The organism is uncultured Streptococcus sp. (genome assembly GCF_963456385.1).
In the GTDB taxonomy this organism is placed as follows: Bacteria; Bacillota; Bacilli; order Lactobacillales; family Streptococcaceae; genus Streptococcus.
This window is the reverse complement of the sequence record NZ_CAUOLF010000023.1, coordinates 18,102-41,145: the sequence shown is the minus strand read 5'-3', so window position 1 is coordinate 41,145 and position 23,044 is coordinate 18,102. Positions and strand designations below refer to the sequence as shown.

Genomic DNA, 23,044 nt, shown 5'->3' with positions numbered 1-23,044 from the left:
TCAATGTTTTCCACCCAGATATCATCTCTTTCCTTTCTACCAAGAAAGAAAATGCCGACGAAAAAGTTCGGGTTAAAACCCTCTCACTCGGTGTTGTCATTCCGGATAAGTTCTACGAATTGGCGCGTAAGAATGAAGAAATGTACCTCTTCAGCCCATATTCTGTTGAACGTGAGTATGGAGTGCCATTTGCCTACCTTGACATCACTGAAAAATACGATGAATTGGTCGCTAATCCAAATATCACTAAGACCAAGATCAAGGCCCGTGATTTGGAAACAGAAATTTCCAAACTCCAACAAGAATCTGGCTATCCTTATGTCGTAAACATTGATACGGCCAACCGTTCAAATCCAATTGACGGTAAAATCGTCATGAGTAACCTTTGCTCTGAAATCCTACAGGTACAAGAACCTAGCCTTTTGAATGATGCGCAAGAGTATCTTCACCTAGGGACAGATGTGTCATGTAACTTAGGGTCTACCAACGTTGTCAACATGATGACATCGCCTGACTTTGGAAAATCCATCCGTACCATGACACGCGCCCTGACCTTTGTCACTGACAGCTCACACATCACAGCTGTGCCTTCTATCGACAATGGTAACAGTCTGGCGCACACCTTTGGTCTGGGAGCTATGGGACTGCACAGCTATTTGGCTCAGCAGCTGATCGATTATGGATCAGCGGAAGCTGTAGAGTTCACCAGCATCTACTTCATGCTCATGAACTACTGGACCTTAGTCGAGTCTAACAATATCGCTCGCGAGCGTGGCGTGACCTTCCATAACTTTGAAAAATCTGACTATGCTAACGGTACTTACTTTGACAAATATCTGACAGGTGAATTTGTACCTAAGTCTGACCGTGTCAAAGAACTCTTCGCAGGCATCTTTATCCCGTCTTCAGAAGATTGGGCAGAGTTGCGCGACAAGGTCAAGGCTGATGGTCTCTACCACCAAAACCGACTAGCTGTTGCACCAAATGGCTCCATCAGCTACATCAATGATGTTTCTGCTTCAATCCATCCAATTACTCAACGGATCGAAGAACGTCAAGAAAAGAAAATCGGTAAGATCTACTATCCTGCTGCTGGTTTGTCAACTGAGACTATCCCTTACTACACCAGTGCTTATGACATGGACATGCGCAAGGTTATCGATGTCTATGCAGCCGCAACTGAGCACGTAGACCAAGGTCTTTCCCTGACTCTCTTTATGCGCAGCGATATCCCTCAGGGCCTCTACGAATGGAAAAAAGAAAGCAAGCAAACAACCCGCGATCTTTCTATCCTACGTAACTATGCCTTCAACAAGGGTATCAAGTCCATCTACTACGTCCGTACTTTCACTGATGATGGGGGCGAAGTAGGTGCCAACCAATGTGAAAGCTGTGTCATCTAACAAGAGATTTTAGAAAAAGAAAAGGAAATTCGACCATGTCACAATTTTACCTTCCCCATCATTGACAGGAAGGTAAAATCGTGGAGTATTGGGGTAGTATCCAAGAAGTGATAGCTGATACCCCATCAGGTCGTACCATCTACTAAAGGAGAAAGAATGCAAACTTACTACAAAGCCATTAACTGGAACGCTATCGAAGATGTCATCGATAAGTCCACCTGGGAAAAACTGACTGAGCAATTTTGGCTGGATACGCGGATTCCCTTATCCAATGACCTGGATGACTGGAGAAAGCTGTCCCACAAGGAAAAAGACCTAGTCGGCAAGGTCTTCGGTGGCCTGACCCTGCTGGATACCCTCCAGTCTGAGTCTGGTGTGGATGCCCTGCGCAAGGATGTCCGCACAGCCCACGAAGAAGCTGTCTTCAACAACATCCAATTTATGGAGTCCGTTCACGCCAAGTCCTACTCTTCTATCTTTTCTACGCTCAACACCAAGTCAGAAATCGATGAAATCTTTGACTGGACCAACACCAATCCATACCTGCAAAAGAAAGCTGAGATTATCAATGAGATTTACCTGAACGGTACAGCTCTGGAAAAGAAAATAGCCAGCGTTTTCTTGGAAACCTTCCTCTTCTACTCTGGTTTCTTCACTCCGCTCTACTATCTGGGTAATAACAAACTGGCCAACGTTGCTGAAATTATCAAGCTGATTATCCGTGACGAGTCTGTCCATGGAACCTATATCGGCTACAAGTTCCAGCTAGCCTTTAACGAGCTGCCAGAAGACGAGCAAGAAAAACTCAAAGAATGGATGTACGACCTGCTCTACACCCTCTATGAAAATGAAGAAGGCTACACTGAAAGCCTCTATGACACAGTCGGCTGGACTGAAGAAGTCAAGACCTTCCTGCGCTACAATGCCAACAAGGCTCTGATGAATCTAGGGCAAGATCCGCTCTTCCCTGACTCAGCAGACGATGTCAATCCTATCGTCATGAACGGTATCTCAACCGGTACTTCCAACCATGACTTCTTCTCCCAAGTGGGTAACGGCTACCTGCTAGGCGAAGTTGAAGCCATGCAGGATGACGACTATAATTACGGTTTATAAGACAAAGACCCCCTCTTTCCAAAATACGGAAAGAGGGGGTCTTTGACTGACTATTAATCTATTGACTATCATAGATATATTCTTCCAGATGTTCTGCGACTGTAATCTCAACTCCAACATCAGATGTTAGATAAATCACGGTACAGTCATGAGCTGGGACAATAGGAAATAAAAAGGGCTTCATATTTTGATAAATTCTATACATCCGCCTTTGACTCGTTGGATTTTCAAGATAAAGCTTGCTGTCACCACCAGAAAAGTCAGCTGGCAGAAGGGCATAATAAGCTACCAAAGCTCCATTTTCATCCAATACTCTAGTCTTATTTAAATCCTCAGCTATTTTTTTCATCATTAAAGTAGCCATCTTTTCCTCCCTTCATGTTTTTTATCCAAATAAAGGTGGAGCTAGGAACATCATCCCTAACTCCACTTATGCAGTCACTAATTAGATACGCGATAATACGGATGCTGGGAAGCAGTGATAGCATCTTGTCCAACTCGAATCTGTGCTTTAGGATTCTCGTTTCCAGTATCAGGCAAAACAGCTCCTTCTGGAATTACTAAAAAGGTTGCGCTACTGCTACCAGCAGTATAAGCAAGAGTAGATACATAACTACCATCGCTTACTTGACCTTTTAGTAAAGTATAATCGCTGGATTCTTTTCCATTCAGAGTATGAGAAACGACCCCTTGATTATTCAATACTATCGCATCCCCCAAATCATTTTGCCAAGTACCGGCTACAGTCGAAAAATCTCCTGCTGCCAAAGCATTGACATCGATACCCGCTGCTGGAGTGGCTGGGTCTTTCGTGTCAGACTTTGTTTCATTTTTAGGCTGAGCTTCAGAAGATACTGACGCTGCATCAGTTTCATCTGGGCTAGCTGATGGAACAGCTTTCGCTTCAGACTTAGAATCTGATTTAGAAGTTTGAACTGTTTGGCTAGAGCTACTACTTTGAGATGTTTGCTTGTCCTGCTGTTTACTGCAAGCACCAAGCAAGATAATGGAAGAAGTGAGTGCAGTCGCAAGAAACATTAATTTTGCGTTTTTCATAAAAGGACCTCCTTTAGGTTTGCCTAATTATAACACGAAAGATTTTGCCAAAACAGGACATCCATGTCCTGCTAGCCTTGATGATAGAGCCGAAGTTCTTTATTCCATTCCTCAGCCATTTTTTTAGATAGGAAAGTATGACCTAACAATTTTGCCAGCGTCAGTCCCTCTTCATAGTATTGTTGTGCCTTTTTCTCGTCCTTGTGTACAAAAAGCTCATATTCTCCCTCTAACATTCTTATCAGCGGTTTCTTTTGATAGTCCTCTGTCAATTCCATAATTACATTAAGTTTGTTGAGTGTATCTTTTGTATAAATGAACTCTTTTCGCTCGCACTCAATACCTGGGATTGTCAGTAAAGCATCCCGCATGAGAAAGAGATATTCATTTGGAATATAGTCAACTGACTGCAGTAATCGCTGAGCGATTCTTGCATATAATTCCTTATCAAACTTAGCTGACCTAATCTCCTCTTCATCTCCCACATAGATCTGATAGAGCTGAATATAGAGCAAATCATTTACATCATAATGCTTTTTACTCTGTAAATCATCCAAATGTTGGGCAAAGAGAGTCATTCCATATTTCTGGAAATTCTCAGAAGTATAGGTATAAATCTTTGACTGCAAAATAACCATTATATTCTGCTCAGCTTCTGGCAAATCATCATAATAAACTTCAAAGATCTCATCTATGATATGCTCCAATTCAGATAAGACTTCGGGATTGCCATAAGTGGTCGTCCGAATCAGCTTATACTTCAAACGCTGGTAATCAGCAGGTAGAGCTACATCTTCTTTTTTGTTTCCTATCAAGGTTGCCAAATCGACCTCTAGACAGGAAGCCAGATATTCTAAAGTAGAGAGAGTCGGCTGGGAAATGCCTGACTCCAAACGCGTTAACTGCCGTATAGAAAGCTTTGACTCATCACCACACAGATGTTCCTTAGTCCAGCCCTTATTTAATCGAAGCTGTTTCAAATGCTGTCCAAATTCTTTTCCTTGCATCGCCAATTCCCCTCCCAAATAAATCAGGAAACTTTTGATTATGTTATCATGTTATTCTAGATTTATTATAGCATAACTGGAGAGATTTTACTAATAAAATTCCAAAAAGATTACTTCCTTTTCTCAGTGATGAAATCTACCTAACTGATGCAACAGTTAGGTAGAGCGGAGCTATTGAGACCTTAGGCTCAATAGCTAGTCATGGAACTCTGCAGGAGGTCGCTGACGTCCGCCATCACTTGAGAAAAGGATGTAAATCTAAAAATTAGTATATTACAAGTATTAAAGGACCCCAAACTTAAAAGTTTGGAGTCCTTCTACCATATTCTTTTTTTTAAACCTAAACACAAAAAACTAGCAATACACATTCAAATGAGATGGCAGGACACGAATCGTCACTGGCAATTGGTCGCCCTCATCTCCGTCAACGTTGACACTAAGCTCAGCATCAGCATCAGCCAACTCAACTGTGATTTCCTTAAAGGTCAAGTACTCGATATTATCACTTTCTTCTCCATTGCCAGAAATCAAATCCGGCACAGAAACCAAGGTGTCCAAGAGATTTTTATCCTTAAGGTACAAGAGATGCAGCAAGCCGTCATTGACAGTGGCTTCAGGGAGAATGCTCTCGAAACCTCCGATTGAGTTGGTAGAGCCAATCAAGAGTGTGCTGCTCTTTATTGTACGCTCTTCTCCATCAATCTTCAAGTGAAATTCGTAAAAACTAGTATCCATCAACTGCTTGAAGCCAGAGATAAAGTAGGCAAACTTACCCCACTTGGTCTTGTCTTCTGAATCTACGTTGTTGATTGACTCAGGAATAGTTCCAATGGCAACCACATTCATAAAGTACTGGTCATTAATCTTGCCGATATCAAGTGGCTTGACTTTGTTGATATCCAGATTCTGAATGGCTTCTTCAGCGTCTAGAGGAATGCCGAGAGCACGCGCCAAATCATTGACTGTACCAAGTGGAAAGAAACCAAAAGTCGGACGATAGTCTAGTTCAGCCAGGCCGCTGATTCCTTCATTGACTGTTCCATCGCCACCCATGACAAAGACGCTATCATAATGGTCTTCTGCGGCTTGCTTAGCAAAAGCTGCTGCGTCTCCACCTTTTTCAGTATGCTTGACCACTACCTCATCGAAACATTCTGCCAGTTTTTCTCTTGCCAAGTCTTCATAGGACTTGGCTTTTTCGCCTCCCGAGCTAGGGTTGACAATTAATAGGACTTTAGACATAAGGAAACCTCTTTTCGTTTGATAGCTCATTATACCATCTGGAAAACACTTTCACAAGAATTTGAAACTTCTAGCTTTCGAAAAACCAGAAAAGCAGTTTAGTATTTAAACTCCATTCCACAGAAAAACACTTCTTGCGTTAGATTTTTCTGTCTAACTTTAGAAGTGTTGTCGTATATTTAACTTTTTCTACTAAAAGAAGACAATGAGAACAAAGGCAATTAGATTATTGGCCAAATGTAGCCCCATTGAGTAGCGCAGGTCCTTCTTAGCTAGATAGCCTAGTCCAAAGATTGCCCCCAAGATGAAGTAAACCAGAAACTGAACTAGATTACCCGGCATGTGCAGAAGAGAGAAAAAGCTGGCAGATACAGTTAAATAGAGCAGGATTTTCGCCAAGCTATTTTGGTTGGGAAAGAGAAACTTAGCCAAAAATCCTCGTGTCAGCAACTCCTCAAGAATAGGAGCAAAGATTACCATGTATAGGAAGGCAAAGGCTGGCTGCTGCTGAATCAACTCTACAGCAGTGTTCTGATTGGCAGAAGATTTAATAGGAACGAGCTGCTGGAAGATGATAAAAGCAAGCAAGAGAGCACTGGGTAGCCAGATAGAACTGGTTAGCTTGGTATTTTTGATTTCCAGTTTCAAATCTTTCTGGTACCATTTCCACATGGCAAAAGAATAGAGACTTGCAAGTATGACAAAAATCGGCAAAATCAATAGTTGAGAAGTTCCTCCTGTCAGAGAAACTATGGTGAAGAAAACTATAGCGGAAAATATATAGAAATAGGCCAAGAGAACAAGTATATAAAGGCCAAAATTAGTAAAGAAGGTTTTTAATTTCATAGTGATTCCTTATAGATTGATTTACTTAAACATAGCTAGCAGCAGTATTATAGCCATGGGGAGATTGTTCAGGATATGAACCAACATGGAATCTTTTATATTCCCCCGACGAGCATAGGATAAATAAAGAACCAGTCCAAGTGCAAAATAAATTGGGAACTCAGTCAATTGAGTGATATGAGGCAGAGTAAAGACCACAGAAGTCACAATAGCAGGCAAAACTTTTTGATTATTTTTGAAAAAGAAGGCAGTCCCAAAACCGCGGAAAATTAATTCCTCCATGATAGGAGCGATAAAAGCAATCGTTGCAACAAAGAGCAAGGCAAAGAAGATATGCTGCGAAGACATCATTCCCCCTAGCCCTTGTATGGCGCTGTCATTACTTGTCTGGGAATTGCCGCTCAGGATGAGATTGAGATAAACACCGACAATAGCAGCTACTCTGGCAAGGAAAAAGAATAGAAAAGCAAAACCGATGTCCTTGCCAGACTGTTTGAATTTTTTCTTTTCTTCAGGTACACGCTTCTGATAACGCCGCCACAAGCTACGAAAAATCAGGAAAACTAAAATCAGATACAAGGCTACCAATAAGATTTCTGCATAAATAGGTAAATTCTTCCCGAGCCTTAAGAATAGCATTGGAGCAGCATTTATAAGGAGGCTAAGAGCAATTAAGCCTATCCATTTTACAAGTCCTAAAGCAGTTGATTTGAAGTTGTTCATTTTGTATTCTCCTTTTGATAAATATTGATACCGACTTCCGTATCCTCAACAGCAATATCTCCCTTCTGCTGGAGAATAGTGGCAGCGAGGAAAAAATCTCCTGCACAGCCAGCTGCATGGAAGCTAGCAAGGACGATATAAGAAGCCGCAGTTAAAATATGCAAGCCATAGATCAAGGTCAGGGCTAGGCTAATCAAAACGAAAGGTGCCAGGATAATGACGAGCATCCTTTTCCGACTGTAACGACTGCCTGGGCTGGTCGCATAGGCCATGCCACTCTTAAAACCAAACTTGACCTTGGTATTTTCATCTCCCAAGACCTTGAAGAAAAAGCCGTGGATTAGTTCATGGATGACCATTAGAACAAGGAGGTAGAGTAAGTCAAAGAAATGAAAAACTTCGCTGCCCTTGCCATACATCAGAATGGCAATCCAAGTAAAGAGGGCTAGAAAAGGGAAGAGCAGCAGCACGGCCGTTATATTCAGAGCCAGAATGACCTTTTTATTATGGATAAAATCAAGTTCTTTCAGTAGTTTCATAATTTCCGCCTTTCATCGGGAAATAAGCTTATTTGAAATATTTTCTTACCATTGGACAATACATAAGATTGATATAGATATGGATCACCACTAGGATGACAAAACCCGAAACGACATTGAGGGGTGTGAAAGTTCCAACTATCCCTAAAATGACATAGAGGGCTGGCAGAAGTCTCTGATTTACATTGAAGAGAATGAGATAGCACTGTTCATAATTGGCTTGCAGCTCTGATTCATCATAAGAGAGCACAAATTCTTTTATTTCCTCAGTAGTCGGAAAGGCTGATAACTTATAGTGCCGCACCTTCTGAACTGTCTTTAAAAAGACAACTTGCAAAATAATATAAAGAAAGGCAATCGCATAATCTATAAAACTCCACTGAAGAGGGCTCTTATGATTAGTGATATTTCCAATAAAAACAACTCCAACTAAAATCGTAAAAAGAACGATAGCACTGCTGATATTAAAGACAATAGTCGCATACTCCAGATTTTTAAAGGTTAAGCGGTACCATTCATAATTCTTATCCTCATCTGCTTCTTTTTCATAAGCTTCATTGTATTTACGAGTCCGATAAATCAAGAAAAAGACCAAGGGATAGAGGATGATAAGGCTGGCCCTACCTAGCTGGCGCAGCAGTTGAACAGAAAAAATAGTCGACCAACTGATGTTTTTTAGCAGACCAGTTTCAGAAAACAAAATAGACAGACCACCTATTAAAGCTCCAGCTAGAAATATAAGGACATTATATAAAACTCTTTTCTGTGTAGATATACGTTTTTGCTCTTTCACGACTTCTTCTCCTTTATTTTTTTACAATAGATGATACAAGAATGCTGAGGCTGAAGGACTGTTTTAGCTCCTGTTGAAATGAATCTTAATTGGTTCTTCATTCTGCTTCCTCCACCAGCCGAAAGACATTCTCAACGTTTTCATTGAAAATATGGGCAATCTTAAGGGCAATCACAATCGACGGGGTATATTCGCCTCTCTCTATAAGGCTGATTGTCTGCCTGGAAACACCGGCCAGCTTAGCCAGTTCTGTCTGGTTGAGACCGTCACGCGCCCTCAACTCCTTGAGTCGATTTCTAAGCTGCATCATAAACTCCTTATTTATTATTCTCCCTTGGATAAAATCATTGTAACAGATTCTTTTCTTTTTGACAAGTATATTTGTCAAAAAAATAATAATCATTGTCAAGAACACCATTATAATAGATAAAAAAGAATCCAGCTCAAACTGAATCCTTTTCCTTTATTCATCTAATTCTGAAAATACTTCTTTTAAAATAGCAATCCCTTGCTGAATTTCCTCCCTGTTGATAGTCAAAGGCGGCAGGAGACGGATAACATTCTCTCCGGCTGTCAGGATAATCAAGCCCTTCTGACGAGCGGCTTCAACAATCTTTGACAGACTGGCACTTGTTTCAATCCCAATCATCATGCCCAGGCCTCGAACAGCAGAAATCTTTGGATGGTCCTGAAAAGCAAACTGCAGCTGCTCCAGTAAGATGGCACTCTTAGACCTGACTTCTTCCATAAAGCCCGCTTCTTTCATGATATGCAAGGTCTCCAAAGCGGCTGCCATGGCTAATTTATTGCCACCAAAGGTAGAACCATGACTGCCAGGTCCAAAAGCAGGAGCCAAGCTTGATTTTCCTAATAGAGCGCCAGAGGGTAGGCCATTGGCCAGACCCTTAGCCAGTGTCACAATATCCGGTATAATCCCATAATACTCAAAGGAATAAAGCTGACCAGTGCGCCCCATACCTGTCTGTACCTCATCGACAATCAGCAAAATCCCCTCTCGTTGGCAAAAATCAGCCAAGTTTTTGACAAAAGCTGCTTCTGCTGGACGAACACCCGATTCTCCTTGGACCAATTCCAGCATGACAGCTGCCGTATCCTGATTGACCAACTTTTCTACGCTGGCTAGATCATTGTAAACCGCATAGCTGAAATGGGGTACCCCATCACCAAATCCTTCCTTAATCTTATCCTGTCCTGTTGCGGCCATAGCGCCAAAGGTCCGACCATGAAAGGATTGCTGAAAAGTGATAATGCCTTGCTTGCCAGTAGCTTTGCGGGCTAGCTTAATAGCTGTTTCATTGGCTTCTGCTCCGCTATTGCAGAAAAAAGCCAAATAATCATAAGAACCAGCCAGTTCCTGAGCCACCTGCTCTTGCAGAGAGCTAAGATAGAGATTGGGACTGTGCCAGATGCGCCCTGCTTGCTGGATCAAAGCTTGCTGGACCTGCGGGTGAAAGCCAAGATTGGTTACGCCAATCCCCGATGAAAAGTCCAAATAAGTCTTTCCCTCATTGTTAATCAGATAGGAGCCCTCTGCTTTAACAAACTCAATAGGCGCCCGCTTGTAGTTTTCAAATAAATAAGTCATCGTTATCCCTCTGCTATCAAGGTGCCTGTCAAAAGATTATCGCCAATCAAAACCTGCCCGACACCGGAAAGCACAGTCTGAACAGCACTCTCGATCTTAGGAATCATGCCGCCCTTGATGACACCTGTCTGAATCTTCTTGGAAACCTGACTGGTCAGAAGCTGGGGCAGGACTTTTTTGTCCTCTAAAACCCCTTCTATATCTGTCATCAGGATTAGCTTCTCTGCCTGCAAGCTGCTAGCAACTGCCGCAGCTAGATAGTCTGCATTGATATTTAAGAGCTCGCCAGTAGCATTTTCTCCTAGCGAAGCCAGCACCGGGACTATGTCCGCAGCCAGCAGCTGCTCTAGATAGGCAGTTTGAATCGCCTTCACCCGACCGACATAGCCATAGAGCTCTTTATCGATAAAATCTGCCGAAACTGTCTTTCCCAAATGTGAAACCAGCTGAAGACTTTCAATATCTGAGTCGTTCAGTTCTTGTGTCAGCGTCCAGCCGACTTGACCTAGCAGGGCTTGCTCAATGATGGGCAAGTCAGACTTAGCTGTCACCCGCAACCCCTTAACCTTGCGAGTAGGCATCTGGCGCTCTTTCATAAGTTGGTTAATGACCAGACCGCCCCCGTGAACGACCACAATTTTCTTACCAGCTGCTATCCACGCTTGCATTTGCTTGATAAACTTGGTAGACAGCTTTTGCGCAGCAACACCACCAATTTTTATAACAATCACATCTTTCATTGCATTTCTCCTTAGGTTCTATAGAGGGCATTGATTTTCACATAATCATAGGACAAATCGCAGCCCCAGGCCTGAGCTTCAGCGTCCCCATCGTGTAGATCAATCGTCAAGGTCAACAGCTCCCCAGCCATGGCATCACTAGTCTCCTCGGTGTCAAAAGCCACAGGACTAGAAGCCTGCATAACTGGAATCCCCTCAATCCAAATATCAATATTGTCCACTGAGACATCTGCTCTCGCATAGCCGATAGCTGCTAAGATTCGGCCCCAATTGGGATCTTGACCAAAAATAGCTGTTTTGACCAAGCTAGAGCCAACGACACTCTTGGCAATCATACGCCCGCTCTGTTCATCCTTGGCGTGCCGCACATTAACTTCAATCAGCTTGGTTGCTCCTTCGCCATCCTTGGCAATTTTTTTAGCTAAGTCAGCCATAAGATAGCGAAGCATCTTAGAAAACTTTTCAAATTCCTCCGTATCTGGCAGAATTTCTTCGTTTTGTCGGCAGCCGTTTGCCATGACTAGCACCATGTCGTTGGTCGATGTATCTCCATCCACAGTGATTTGGTTGAAAGTCGTCTCCACATGCTGACTGAGAGCCGCTTGCAGGGTAGCACTGGAAATATTAGCGTCACAGGTAATAAAGGCCAGCATGGTCGCCATATTCGGATGAATCATGCCCGAGCCCTTGGCTACTCCCGCCATCGTCACCAGATCTGAGCCAAACTCTTCTGTGACTACACAGGTCTTGGTACAAGTATCCGTCGTCAAGATAGCTTCAGCAAAATCTTCTGACTTGCCACTCACCAGAATCTGTGACAGGCCATTTTTCAGAGCATCCATTGGAAGCTGCTCGCCGATGACTCCTGTAGAAGCCAGGCCTACCAAGTCGGGCTTAATCTTCAGCTTTTGAGCAGTCAATCGCTGCATCTCATAGGCAGCGTCCAGTCCCTGCTGGCCTGTACAGGAATTGGCAACACCAGAATTAACCACTATTGCCTGCAATTTCTGGCTCTTTTGGATCGATGCTTTGGTCACTAGAAGCGGAGCAGCAATGACCTTATTAGTTGTATAGACTCCTGCCACACTGGCCGGCACTTCTGAGACAATCCAGCCAAAATCCAACTTCTTTTTCTTAAAGCCAGCGTGTAAACCGTCAGCCGAAAAGCCTAGCGGACTGGCAATCGTTCCATCAATAATCTTCATATCTAACCCTTTCTCATCTAGACATAGGACGGTTGACTGAGCAGACCATCTGTTTCAGGGAAGCCCAGCATCAGATTCATATTTTGAACCGCCTGACCAGCAGCCCCTTTAATCAGGTTATCCAGCACAGCCACGACAGTTAAAATATTTGTCACAGGATTATAATCAAAACCAATATCTGTATAATTAGTACCGACAACCTGGTGCAGATTCGGAAGAGCTGTTTGGATACGGACAAAAGGCTTGTCCTGATAGCATTCTTGGTAAATAGCAGCCAGCTCTTCTCGAGTCAAAGGTTCTTTTAACTTGCTATAAACCGTCGCTACGATGCCACGATTGAGCGGAATGAGGGAAGTTGAAAACTGAATCTGCTCCAATCCCTCATCAAAACGTTGCAACTGTTGCACAATCTCAGGAATATGCTGATGCTGATTCAGCTTGTAAGTCACATAGTTATCGTGCACATGGACAAAATGGCTGGATGCAGCTGGATTTTTCCCCGCCCCTGTCAAACCGCTCTTGGCATCAACAATAATGGAGTCTAGCTCAATAGCATGAGCCTGCAGCAAGGGAATCAAGGCCAACTCTGTAGCAGTCGCATAGCAGCCAGGATTGGCAATAAATCGCTTCCCTCTGACATCTGTAAACTCAGACAGCCCATAAATAAACTCTTTTTGAACGTAGTCTTCAGCTGGCTCTTTCTGATACCATTTTTTATAAATATTCCCTGGCAAACGATGATCGCCAGATAGGTCAATGACTGGAAATCCCGCTTCTACAAAGTCTTTTGACAAATCTTTAGCCACTCCGCTTGATGTTGCAAAGAAAACAAGATCTGCTCGTCGCATAATTTCCTGACTGTCAAAAGCTTTTATTTTCAAGTCGCAAATCTCCTTCAAATGAGGATAAAGCTCTGACACAGGAGACTCCATATCTTGGCTGGCATGAAGGGAAACGACTTCTGCCTGCGGATGTTGCAACAAAATACGGAGGAGTTCCATTCCTGAATAACCAGTTATTCCTACAATCGAAATTCGCATATTATTAAAATACCTCCGTATAAATATGCGTTTTATTTTACTCGCATATTTTCCCTTTGTCAAGTATTTTCTGTATTTTTATGCAATATTTTTGGAAATATAATTAATTATGTGAAAGAACATTCATGATTTCTTGCCTTAAAGCGGCTTATTTGCTTCTCATACAGATGAGTAAGCGACCTAAGAGCACAGAAAAAGGTCTGCCCAAAGAGCAGACCTTTTCATCTATCTGTTATCTAATATTACAACTTCTCAGCAACTGCTGCTAGCAGGTCTGGAATAGCTGATTGCTTGCTGCCGCCGGCCATAGCCATGTCTGGCTTACCGCCCCCTCGACCATCTACAATCGGTGCCAATTCCTTAATCAGATTACCAGCATGGACGTCCTTGGTCTTGCTGGCTGCAAGAACATTGACCTTATCACCAATTGCTGCGACCAGTACGAGAACATCTGAATAGTCCTTCTGCTTCCAAGTGTCCGCAAAGGTACGCAGGGCACCTGCATCAGAAACAGAGACCTGACTAGCGATAAAGCTATGTCCATTTGCTTCTTGAACATTCTTGAAGACTTCACCAGAGGCCGCTGCTGCTGCTTTTTCCTTGAGCTCTGCGTTCTCTTTTTGGAGTTGACGTAGCTGCTCTTGCAGCGCTTCTACCTTGTGAGGCACTTCCTTGATTTGCGGTGCCTTGAGGGTCGCTGCGATAGCCTTGAGTGCCTCTTCTTCCTCGCGGTAGGCTTCAAAAGCTTCCTTGCTGGTGACTGCCAAGATACGGCGAGTTCCAGATCCAATACCCTCTTCTTTGACAATCTTGAAAATGCCGATTTCAGAAGTGTTGCCTACGTGAGTTCCTCCGCAAAGCTCGACTGAGTAGTCGCCGATGGTTACGACACGAACTTCTTTACCATATTTTTCACCAAAGAGCGCCATGGCACCCATTTCCTTAGCCGTGTCAATATCCGTCTCCACTGTCTCAATGGCAAGAGCTTCCCAGATTTTCTCATTGACTTCTTGCTCAATAGAGCGCAGCTCTTCTGCTGTCACCGCTTGGAAATGCGTAAAGTCAAAGCGCAGGAATTCTACTTCGTTCAGAGAGCCTGCTTGGGTTGCATGGTTACCAAGAACATTATGCAAGGCTGCATGTAAGAGGTGAGTTGCTGTGTGGTTTTTCATCACACGGTGGCGACGGCTGTGGTCAATTTCCAGTTTGTAGCTTTGACCCAGAGCTATAGGAGCCAAGACTTCTACAGTATGTAGTGGCTGACCATTTGGTGCTTTTTGTACGTCCCTTACTTGCGCTACCAGATTGCCTGCTCCATCAAAGATTTGACCGTGGTCGGCTACCTGACCACCCATTTCAGCATAGAATGGTGTTTCTGCAAAGATGAGGGCAGCTGTTCCTGTCTCAACAGCTTCGACTGCTGCATCATCCGCCACGATAGCAAGGAGTTCAGCTGTCAGCTCTTCTTTTTCGTAGTTAAAGACACTCTCTACGGTGATAGCCTGCAGGGTTTCATTTTGCATGCCCATTGAACCACCCTTGACAACAGAAGCACGTGCCCGATCTTGCTGCTCTTTCATAGCCGCTTCAAAGCCAGCACGATCTACAGTCATGCCTGCTTCTTCAGCAATTTCCTCAGTCAACTCCAGCGGGAAACCGTAAGTATCGTAGAGTTTAAAGGCATCTTGACCAGAGATGACTGTTTGACCTTTTTCTTTCAGGTCTGCTACGATGCCTTGGGCAAAATGTTGACCTGAGTGCAGAGTACGAGCAAAAGATTCTTCCTCACTCTTGATAATCTTTTCAATAAAGTCTTTCTTTTCAAGGACTTCTGGATAGTAGCTTTCCATAATCTTGCCCACAGTTGGAACAAGTTTGTAGAGAAAAGGCTCATTGATACCCAGCTTTTGGCCATGCATTGAAGCACGACGAAGAAGACGACGAAGGACATAGCCGCGGCCTTCATTTCCAGGAAGAGCCCCATCACCAATTGCAAAGGAGAGCGAGCGGATATGGTCTGCGATAACCTTGAAACTCATATTGTCGCCATCTTGGTCATAGACCTTGCCGGACAGTTTCTCTACTTCACGAATGATTGGCATAAAGAGGTCGGTCTCGAAGTTGGTCTTAGCACCTTGAATAACAGCGACCAAACGCTCCAAACCTGCGCCCGTATCAATGTTCTTATGTGGCAATTCCTTATACTCGCTACGCGGTACAGCAGGGTCAGCGTTGAATTGTGACAAGACGATATTCCAGATTTCGATATAACGGTCATTTTCAATATCTTCTTCTAAGAGACGGACCCCAATATTTTCTGGATCAAAAGCCTCACCCCGGTCAAAGAAAATCTCTGTATCCGGCCCAGAAGGTCCCGCACCGATTTCCCAGAAGTTGTCCTCAATCGGAATCAAATGACTAGGCTCAACGCCCATAGTAATCCAGCGGTTGTAAGAGTCCTTATCGTCTGGATAGTAGGTCATGTAGAGCTTGTCTTTGGGGAAATCAAACCATTCAGGGCTAGTCAAAAGCTCGTAAGCCCACTCAATCGCTTCATCACGGAAATAATCACCGATAGAGAAGTTGCCCAGCATTTCAAACATGGTATGGTGGCGGGCAGTCTTTCCAACATTTTCAATATCGTTGGTCCGAATGGCCTTTTGAGCATTGGTAATTCGAGGATTCTCTGGAATAATGGTTCCGTCAAAGTATTTCTTGAGCGTCGCTACACCAGAGTTAATCCAGAGCAAGGTTGGATCATTGACTGGCACCAAGCTGACAGATGGTTCTACTGCATGACCTTTAGTTGCCCAAAAATCCAGCCACATTTGACGAACCTGAGCACTTGACATTTGTTTCATGATTTTTTCTCCTTAAATTTTTTCTAAAAATAATTGCATTATGACGAAGAACTTTCCAGCATTTCGACATAATCAATAGCGACACAGAGGGAAATGACCAAATCTGAATAAGTCTCATCATAGACACTCACCTGATAAGTAGAGGTCAGATGGAAGAGCTCCTTGGTAATCTCTGCAACAACTTGATTGCTGTCATCCAGCAGACGAAAGTTTAAATCCCAGATATTCCCTTCAACTCGAAGACCCAAATTATCAAATTTATATTTATCACGCAAAAAAGAGAATTTCTTACGGATATAAAAGCTATGCCCGCTGCTGAGTTTGATTTCAAACTGGGGCAAGAGGGTTATAAGGGTCTTGGTAATCTGGCTGACGATTTGTCCCTGACTATCATAGATAGTAAAAGTCTTAGGAATCTGAAAGAAAGAGCCTTCCACTTGGTAATCCACATTTCCTCGATCGTCCTTGATATCAAAGCGTTCGCCGCCTAAGCGAAATTTCTGTTTGACAAGATAGGTTTTCATTACGTTACCTCCAGAGTCAACATAAAAGACAAGTTCCTTGTCCGAAGGGCGAAAAACCGCGGTACCACCTTCATTCAATGAACTTGTCATTCTCATTTCGTATTCTATTTTGCTAGATGAGTAGCATGATTCTCCGTCTCAGATGGCTCGCAGCACCGCCAATTCTCTGAACTAAGAACTTGAAAAATCAATTCTCACCAGTCTTATTATACTTGCTTATTGTCTTTTCGTCAACCTTATTCTGCGGCTGATGATGAAGCTTCCGCTGAACTGCTTTCAGCTGCTGAGCTAGATTCAGAAGTCTTTGAGCTGCTGGCAGCACTTGATGAAGAAGTTGAAGAACCTGTCGTTTCGATATACTGAGCAAAGATAGATTGGAAAGCACTGTCCTTAACCTTAATGTTGGCATCTTTCAACTCTTTCGCCACAACACTTTGGATGAAGCTAGTATCTTTTTCTTTTTGCGCAATGATAATCTTTTTCAGTTTATCTTTGTAGTCTTTCCAGTTAGAAGATTTCTCTGACTTCTTAACCAGCTTAACAATATAGTAGCTTGCTGAATACTGTGAATCTGGCACAGTCACAAGGTCTGAAACGCCATTTTCTTCCAAAGCAAAGGCAGCTTTTTTGACAGCATCTGGAACATCAGTAGAGCCAGAGTCAAACTTGATTTCTCCGCCTTTTTCCTTAGTGGCAGCATCGGTAGAGTTTTCCTTAGCGATTTGACTGAAGTCTGCTCCTTCTGCCTTAGCTTTTTCGAGAACTTCCTTACCTTTGTCTTCGCTGTCAACCTTGATGATTTGAGCCGTTACTTCTGGCGTGTAGTTTTCAAAGGCAGCCTTGTAGTTTTCGTCAGTCAGCTCTTTTTCAGCAGCCTTCTTAACGGCATGTTCTACCAGCATATTGGTGCGGATTTGCTCCTTGTAGGCATCTTCGGTCAATCCGTTTTGAGCCAAGACTTGGGCAAAAGCTGTACCGTAAGCCGTTTTAGACTTTTCGAAAGCATCCTTAACATCCTTGTCTTTGACGTCTTTGCCGTATTTTTCTTCAAAGATGTCTTTGATAGCCATCTGCAGCAAGACCTGCTGAGCTGCACCATTGTTTTTCACTTGATCATAGAATTCATTGACAGTAATCGTATTTCCTTTCATGGTCACGATGTCCTTGCCTTCTGAGTTGGAACATGCTGCTAATACAGCGACTGACAAGAGTGTCACAGCTCCTGCAAATATTTTTTTCTTCATTTTATATTGACTCCTTATTCTTAAAAGTTCACGTTTTCTATTGTAGCACAAATTTGAATTGATATCTTAAATTTTACTAAAAATTTTTGGAAATTAGGAAAAAATCAGAGATGTCATTTTTTTCTAATCATAAGCAGGCCATCTCCTAAGGGAAGCAGACTGGAAGTTAAATCTGGACTGTCCAAAGTTGCATCGAAAAGGCTGTGCAGTCCTCGGTAAATAGCCCGTTGACCACGCTTAATTTCCTCAAAAGGCTTGGCAACATCTCCGCCTTGGAAGACGTCATCAATAAGTACCAGACCACCAGGATTAAGGCGCTTGAGGACTTGGGGCAGAAAGACCACATACTTGGATTTGGCAGAGTCCATGAAGACAAGGTCGTAAGAATCCTCCAGTGTATCAAGCAAATCCATAGCATCACCTTCCAGCAGGGCGATCTGCTGACGGCTGTCATACTTGGCAAAATTAGCCTTAGCAAGCTCAATCATCTCTGGATTGCGGTCAATGGTCGTAATCTGAGCCTGAGGAGCATGTTCCGCCATCAAAAGGGCCGAAAAACCAATAGCAGTCCCAATTTCTAAAATCTTCTCTGGCTGCAGACTTTCGAGTAGCAGGCGGAAGTAAGCCACTGTCTCATGGGGAATCACGGGCACATTTTCAGCTCTGGCAAAATCCTCTAGTTCCTTGAGTCCACCAGTAACTGGCTGGAGACGCTGTCTCATAAAGTCTACGATTTCCTCTTTGACCACAGGACGGCGCATATTGGGATTAGAGTTTTGATTATAAGTCTCAACCATCTTATGCCAGTCCCAACTTCTCTACCAAGGCTTCGAATTCATCCAGACGACGCTCAAAGACAGCAAAAGCAGCATTTAGGTAGTCTTCTTTTTCCATATCCACCCCTGCTTTTTTGATGACATTGAGTGGATAGTCAGAGTTCCCAGCTTTCAGATAGTCCAAATACTTGTCCTTGTCTTCCTGACTGCCATGGACAATCTTTTCAGCCAAGGCAGAAGCCGCTGAAAAGCCTGTTGAATATTGGAAAACATAGTAATCGTAGTAGAAATGAGGTATGCGTGCCCACTCATACTGAATCTGCGGATTGTCTTCTTTTTTCAGTCCAAAGTATTTCTCATTCAAATCAGCATAGAGTTCATTGAGAAACTCGCTGGTCAGAACTTGACCTTCTTGGTCAGCCTTGTGGATAGCGTGCTCAAACTCCGCAAACTGGGTTTGACGGAAGACCGTACCTCGGAAGCCATCTAAGAAGTGATTGAGAATAGCAAAGCGGGTAGCATCATCTTCTACTTCTTCCAAGAGCTTCTCTGTCAGGATATTTTCATTAGTCGTTGAAGCAATCTCAGCTAGGAAGATAGAGTAGTCTCCGTAGACATAAGGCTGAGTCTCACGGGTGTAGCTGGAATGCATACTGTGGCCTGTCTCGTGCACCAAGGTAAAGAGATTGTCCAGCGTATCCTGCCAGTTGAGCAACATAAAGGCATTGGTGTCATAAGAACCGCCAGAATATGCCCCTGAGCGCTTGCCTTGATTTTCATGAACATCAATCCAGCGCTCTGAAAAAGCTGTCTTCACTCGGCTCAAATAATCCTCACCCAGAATAGCCAAAACTTCCTCAGACTTAGCCAAGGCTTCCTCATAAGTGAACTTGTAGTCTGTCTCTGACAAAGGTGTGTACATATCATACATCTTCAAGTCAGAAATGCCTAAAATCTTCGCTCGCAAAGCAATATAACGCTGCAAAAGAGGCAAATGCTTATTGACAGCTGAAACTAGGCTGTCATAAACACTTTCTGGAATAAAGTCAGCTGACAAAGCCGCTTCACGGGCAGATGAGAACTTGCGGACTTTCGCATTGTAGTTGTGAACCTTGACATTGGTCTGCAGAGTCTTAGCATAGGTATGCTGATACTGCTCGTAGACGCTGTAGAGAGCCTCGTAAGCTTCCTTGCGGACCTCTCGGTTCTTAGACTCGACCAGGGTGATATAGTTACCGTGGCTGAGCTGAACTTCATTTCCATCTTCATCATGCACCATCGGAAAGACAATATCCGCATTATCCAAGATAGCAAAGGTTTCGCCCGCTGCACCAAAAATTTCACCAGCACCAGCCAATAGCTCCTCTTCACGCTGTGTCAGGATGTGAGCTTTCTTTTTCAAAAGCTTGTCAAAATAATGCTGATACTGCTGCAAGGCTGGCTGCTCAGCCAAGAAAGCTTGGTACTGCTCTTCTGTAATCGCCATAAATTCTGGCTCATAGAAAGCAAAGCTTTGACCAAAGTCGCTGTAAAGAGTCATGCCTTTAGCCTGATACTCTTGGTACTTAGCCACACGTGTATCTTGGTCATTCTTCATGTGAGCATAAGAATAAAGCTTTTCAATACGACGCATCAAGTCCAACTGCACTTCAGTCGTTGTTAAGAGACTGTCCGCTGAATCCAGCAAATGCCCAGCCAGACCAGCTGCTTTCTTCACTTCTTCTGAAACCTGTGCCAACTCCGCTTCAAAGGCTTCATCTGTTGGGAAAATAGTACTCAAATCCCAAGTATATTTTTCTTCAATTTCATTTCTTTGTTTTGCCATAAAAAAATCCTCCGACTTCCCTATTCTATCACAAAATTCCACTTTTTATAAAACTTAAGTACCAAAATCACATAGTAGCTAGGCAGACTGACTTAGTTTTAAAAAAAACTCTTTGAACCTAATTCCTGACCAAACAAAAATTAGATTCCAAAGAGTTCATTGCTAAATTTCTTCAAATTTCGTACTGCTGTTGTCTATAACGCTTACAACTTTTTTAGAAAATTTCCCTTTCATCGAGCTATCTATCTGATCTGCAGCTACTTTCACGCTCTCCTGAACAGTCTTTGCGACATCGGTAAAAAGAGTATCATAATTGCTTTGAAGACTGCTTTTTTGAGCTAACAAAAGAGGAGCTAAAACATTCGTTATAATTTGCTTTTCTATTGCTTTCCTGATTTCTGCCAAATCAGATGTTTTAGATGGTGAAAAGTAATTTTTTACTGGTGTTGAAGCTATTTCTGATATAAACATAGACTTTTTCCTTTCCTCTACTCTAAACAGCAGATTTATTTATAATCACGAAGATGAGAATAGCTATCTTCAATTTCCCATTCTAAACGGCGTCTCTGCTTAGAGAATGTTTCCAAAACTTTCTCATCTTTTAGATCAAGATTTTTCAGTTCCTCGCTGCTAGCCTCTTCCGCCAACATATCATAGGATTCTATATACTGATTTAGAGCTTGCCATTCGATACTAGTGTCCCTTTCTTGTTTCCGTAAAATAGCAGTCGCCATTTCATACTCTTCTTGTAGCATGACGGAAAAAGCTTTTTTCTTAGATAGGATGATATCTCGTTCTTTATCAATCTTCAAACGTTCTCGCTGAAGTTCTGAGTAAAGCTCCTCCAACTCTTTTTCTTTTTTAGCTATATCCTGCTTCATTGATTGATTTGGTTCCATTGCTCAAAATCTCCTGCTAATGTTTGATCCCTAGCCAGCAACAACTCAATACCAGCTTCAATCTGACCTTGCAAAACGCTAAAGGTAATTCGAAGCATCTGAAATTTAGACAATCGAATATAAAAGTGCTCTTGCAAAGATGCGACCAATGATTGATAATCTGCACCTCCAGCCTGATAGGCTGCAGCCACCTCATCTGGACTAAGACTGAAGCCCTGAGGAACCTTTTCCAACTGCTCTGCTAGCTTTTCTGCTTCGCTAACAACCCGATCTCTAGCCTGCTGCAAAGTGTCATAGCCTAGTTTGATCACATTTACTAAATTTTGAACAGTTGCCTGGGCTTGAACACTGTCCAGATAAATCTTTTCATTACTGCTAAATCCACCCTTAGACAGATACTTCTTCATATTCTGGTAAGGAATCATATTGGCTTTGATGGTATCCTTGATAGTCGTCTTTCCTGTCCCATCCATAAGCACAAAATTTTTATTTTTATCGTAGATATAGCCCTCCATCATATGCTGAGCACCTATTTCCTTTTCGACAGTCGCAATATGATGTACAATACCAGCAGCATTTTCACTGCCAGATAAGCTGTAGCCTAAGCTGACGATATCCTTATGGTCGATATGATTAAAGATCTTATACTTAGCGCTATCCAGTCGTGCCTGCTGTTCCTTGGGCAAGAGAGGATAGATATTAGGGCCATTGTAGATATGGACTGTGCCAATATGGCGCATCTCCTCCTCTGTCAGGGTGGATAGAGCATACTGGATATCCATAGAACCCAAAGAGTGTCCGTAAAGATCAATCTTGGCATTAGGGTACTTACGAATGGTTTCCTTAAGATGCTTAGCCGCATCCTTAAACTGAGCCGGAGGAAACTCTTGTGTCTTTTTGAGATAACTAGCAGCTACCAAAATATTCGGTGCAGCAATTCCTGTCGTGAAAGTTCCGCCAGAAACACCTGCAAGATTTGATATAACATTCTTCCTCAGCTCATTGAAAGGATTTTTATTGAAAGAATTAAGGCTCTGCTTCACAGCTTGACCAGCTTCTTTATTAAAGAATCCTACTACATTTCCTATGTTATTACTTACATCTCGATCTGCCTTATCTAATTCTTCTCGGCTTTTTTGAGTAATAATATTTTTTGAATGACGATAAACAAAAGGGGTAGCATATTCTACTGCGCCTACAGGTCCCAGACGGTGAGATGCCGTCACAAAGTCTGTAGGCAGCCAATCCGTAACTGTATCGTGGATTAACTTAGGAGTGTGCGTCTTGGTCTGAGAGCCCTGCATCATGACTGTCACATCCTGCACCTGAGCACGCTCAGCATCCGAAGCTGAGTAGGGAACAGCACCACGCAAACTCCCATTAGAGTCTTTGATTTCAGCTTCTGTTAAGCCACTTTCTTTATTCGTTAGCACATAGACCTGCTCTTCATGACCATTTACATTATCGTAAATTTGGGAGACGGTTCCAACATAGGTTTCGTCACTTAGTTCAATTTCTTGATTAACACGTTTTATCTCATATTCTTGTAAGGCAATTTTTACTTTCTGTTTATCACTAAATGATTCATCATATGTCATA

General features: G+C 42.9%; 23 protein-coding genes. 2 read left to right on the top strand and 21 right to left on the bottom strand.

Going from position 1 to position 23,044, the window contains the following annotated elements; genetic code table 11:
• The coding region (gene nrdE, locus RP262_RS09475) for a class 1b ribonucleoside-diphosphate reductase subunit alpha (RefSeq protein ID WP_311154989.1) at positions 1–1,403 on the top strand (1,403 nt) is incomplete at its 5' end.
• Between the two features lie 156 nt (positions 1,404–1,559).
• Positions 1,560–2,519: a class 1b ribonucleoside-diphosphate reductase subunit beta gene (nrdF, locus tag RP262_RS09470; RefSeq protein ID WP_002910202.1), complete on the top strand. Its 960-nt coding sequence runs from the start codon at positions 1,560–1,562 to the stop codon at positions 2,517–2,519.
• A 58-nt stretch (positions 2,520–2,577) separates the two neighbouring features.
• Here nrdF and RP262_RS09465 read toward each other — a convergent pair whose 3' ends face one another.
• The 21 genes from RP262_RS09465 to RP262_RS09365 all read right to left on the bottom strand — a co-directional run bounded on the left by RP262_RS09465 (position 2,578) and on the right by RP262_RS09365 (position 23,043).
• A complete protein-coding gene (locus RP262_RS09465; protein ID WP_002900763.1) occupies positions 2,578–2,883 on the bottom strand; it encodes a hypothetical protein in 306 nt (101 codons plus the stop codon).
• Between the two features lie 77 nt (positions 2,884–2,960).
• Entirely contained in the window at positions 2,961–3,575 is a 615-nt protein-coding gene (locus tag RP262_RS09460; RefSeq protein WP_002904134.1) for a DUF6287 domain-containing protein, read from the bottom strand.
• 71 nt (positions 3,576–3,646) lie between these two features.
• Positions 3,647–4,582, bottom strand: coding sequence for an XRE family transcriptional regulator (locus RP262_RS09455; protein WP_002919373.1), 936 nt, complete (start codon positions 4,580–4,582; stop codon positions 3,647–3,649).
• Positions 4,583–4,936: 354 nt separating this feature from the next.
• Positions 4,937–5,854 carry a diacylglycerol kinase family lipid kinase gene (locus RP262_RS09450; protein WP_311154988.1) on the bottom strand — a complete coding sequence of 306 codons (918 nt, stop codon included), beginning with the start codon at positions 5,852–5,854 and terminating at the stop codon, positions 4,937–4,939.
• Positions 5,855–6,016: 162 nt separating this feature from the next.
• Complete coding sequence (locus RP262_RS09445; RefSeq protein WP_311154987.1) at positions 6,017–6,670, bottom strand: type II CAAX endopeptidase family protein; 654 nt, start codon at positions 6,668–6,670, stop codon at positions 6,017–6,019.
• A 21-nt stretch (positions 6,671–6,691) separates the two neighbouring features.
• Positions 6,692–7,393, bottom strand: coding sequence for a type II CAAX endopeptidase family protein (locus RP262_RS09440; RefSeq protein ID WP_311154986.1), 702 nt, complete (start codon positions 7,391–7,393; stop codon positions 6,692–6,694).
• Positions 7,390–7,932: a DUF3267 domain-containing protein gene (locus RP262_RS09435; RefSeq protein ID WP_311154985.1), complete on the bottom strand. Its 543-nt coding sequence runs from the start codon at positions 7,930–7,932 to the stop codon at positions 7,390–7,392. The genes RP262_RS09440 and RP262_RS09435 overlap by 4 nt, the downstream gene beginning before the upstream one ends.
• 28 nt (positions 7,933–7,960) lie before the next feature.
• The gene (locus tag RP262_RS09430) at positions 7,961–8,725 is read right to left on the bottom strand and encodes a DUF3169 family protein (protein ID WP_311154984.1); all 765 of its coding nucleotides are present in this window, start codon (positions 8,723–8,725) and stop codon (positions 7,961–7,963) included.
• A 97-nt stretch (positions 8,726–8,822) separates the two neighbouring features.
• The gene (locus RP262_RS11205; RefSeq protein ID WP_009659847.1) at positions 8,823–9,032 is read right to left on the bottom strand and encodes a helix-turn-helix transcriptional regulator; all 210 of its coding nucleotides are present in this window, start codon (positions 9,030–9,032) and stop codon (positions 8,823–8,825) included.
• A gap of 156 nt (positions 9,033–9,188) precedes the next feature.
• Positions 9,189–10,331, bottom strand: a complete 1,143-nt coding sequence (locus RP262_RS09420) for an acetylornithine transaminase (RefSeq protein WP_311154983.1) — start codon at positions 10,329–10,331, stop codon at positions 9,189–9,191.
• A gap of 2 nt (positions 10,332–10,333) precedes the next feature.
• Positions 10,334–11,071: an acetylglutamate kinase gene (gene argB, locus RP262_RS09415; protein ID WP_125342544.1), complete on the bottom strand. Its 738-nt coding sequence runs from the start codon at positions 11,069–11,071 to the stop codon at positions 10,334–10,336.
• 11 nt (positions 11,072–11,082) lie between these two features.
• Positions 11,083–12,276, bottom strand: coding sequence for a bifunctional glutamate N-acetyltransferase/amino-acid acetyltransferase ArgJ (gene argJ, locus RP262_RS09410; RefSeq protein WP_125342545.1), 1,194 nt, complete (start codon positions 12,274–12,276; stop codon positions 11,083–11,085).
• 17 nt (positions 12,277–12,293) lie between these two features.
• Complete coding sequence (gene argC / locus RP262_RS09405) at positions 12,294–13,316, bottom strand: N-acetyl-gamma-glutamyl-phosphate reductase (protein ID WP_311154982.1); 1,023 nt, start codon at positions 13,314–13,316, stop codon at positions 12,294–12,296.
• A 242-nt stretch (positions 13,317–13,558) separates the two neighbouring features.
• Complete coding sequence (gene alaS / locus RP262_RS09400) at positions 13,559–16,177, bottom strand: alanine--tRNA ligase (protein WP_311154981.1); 2,619 nt, start codon at positions 16,175–16,177, stop codon at positions 13,559–13,561.
• Between the two features lie 38 nt (positions 16,178–16,215).
• Positions 16,216–16,797 (bottom strand): LURP-one-related family protein, encoded by a 582-nt coding sequence (locus RP262_RS09395; protein WP_311154980.1) that lies wholly within the window; start codon positions 16,795–16,797, stop codon positions 16,216–16,218.
• Positions 16,798–16,937: 140 nt separating this feature from the next.
• On the bottom strand, positions 16,938–17,945 hold the full coding sequence (gene prsA / locus RP262_RS09390; protein WP_002904120.1) for a peptidylprolyl isomerase PrsA: 1,008 nt from the start codon (positions 17,943–17,945) through the stop codon (positions 16,938–16,940).
• A 113-nt stretch (positions 17,946–18,058) separates the two neighbouring features.
• Positions 18,059–18,742 (bottom strand): O-methyltransferase, encoded by a 684-nt coding sequence (locus RP262_RS09385; protein ID WP_311154979.1) that lies wholly within the window; start codon positions 18,740–18,742, stop codon positions 18,059–18,061.
• Position 18,743: 1 nt separating this feature from the next.
• On the bottom strand, positions 18,744–20,546 hold the full coding sequence (gene pepF, locus RP262_RS09380; protein WP_311154978.1) for an oligoendopeptidase F: 1,803 nt from the start codon (positions 20,544–20,546) through the stop codon (positions 18,744–18,746).
• Between the two features lie 162 nt (positions 20,547–20,708).
• Positions 20,709–21,017, bottom strand: coding sequence for a hypothetical protein (locus RP262_RS09375; RefSeq protein ID WP_311154977.1), 309 nt, complete (start codon positions 21,015–21,017; stop codon positions 20,709–20,711).
• 35 nt (positions 21,018–21,052) lie between these two features.
• Complete coding sequence (locus RP262_RS09370) at positions 21,053–21,427, bottom strand: hypothetical protein (RefSeq protein WP_311154990.1); 375 nt, start codon at positions 21,425–21,427, stop codon at positions 21,053–21,055.
• Positions 21,424–23,043: a hypothetical protein gene (locus RP262_RS09365; RefSeq protein ID WP_311154976.1), complete on the bottom strand. Its 1,620-nt coding sequence runs from the start codon at positions 23,041–23,043 to the stop codon at positions 21,424–21,426. The genes RP262_RS09370 and RP262_RS09365 overlap by 4 nt, the downstream gene beginning before the upstream one ends.
• Between the last annotated feature and the right edge of the window lies 1 nt (position 23,044).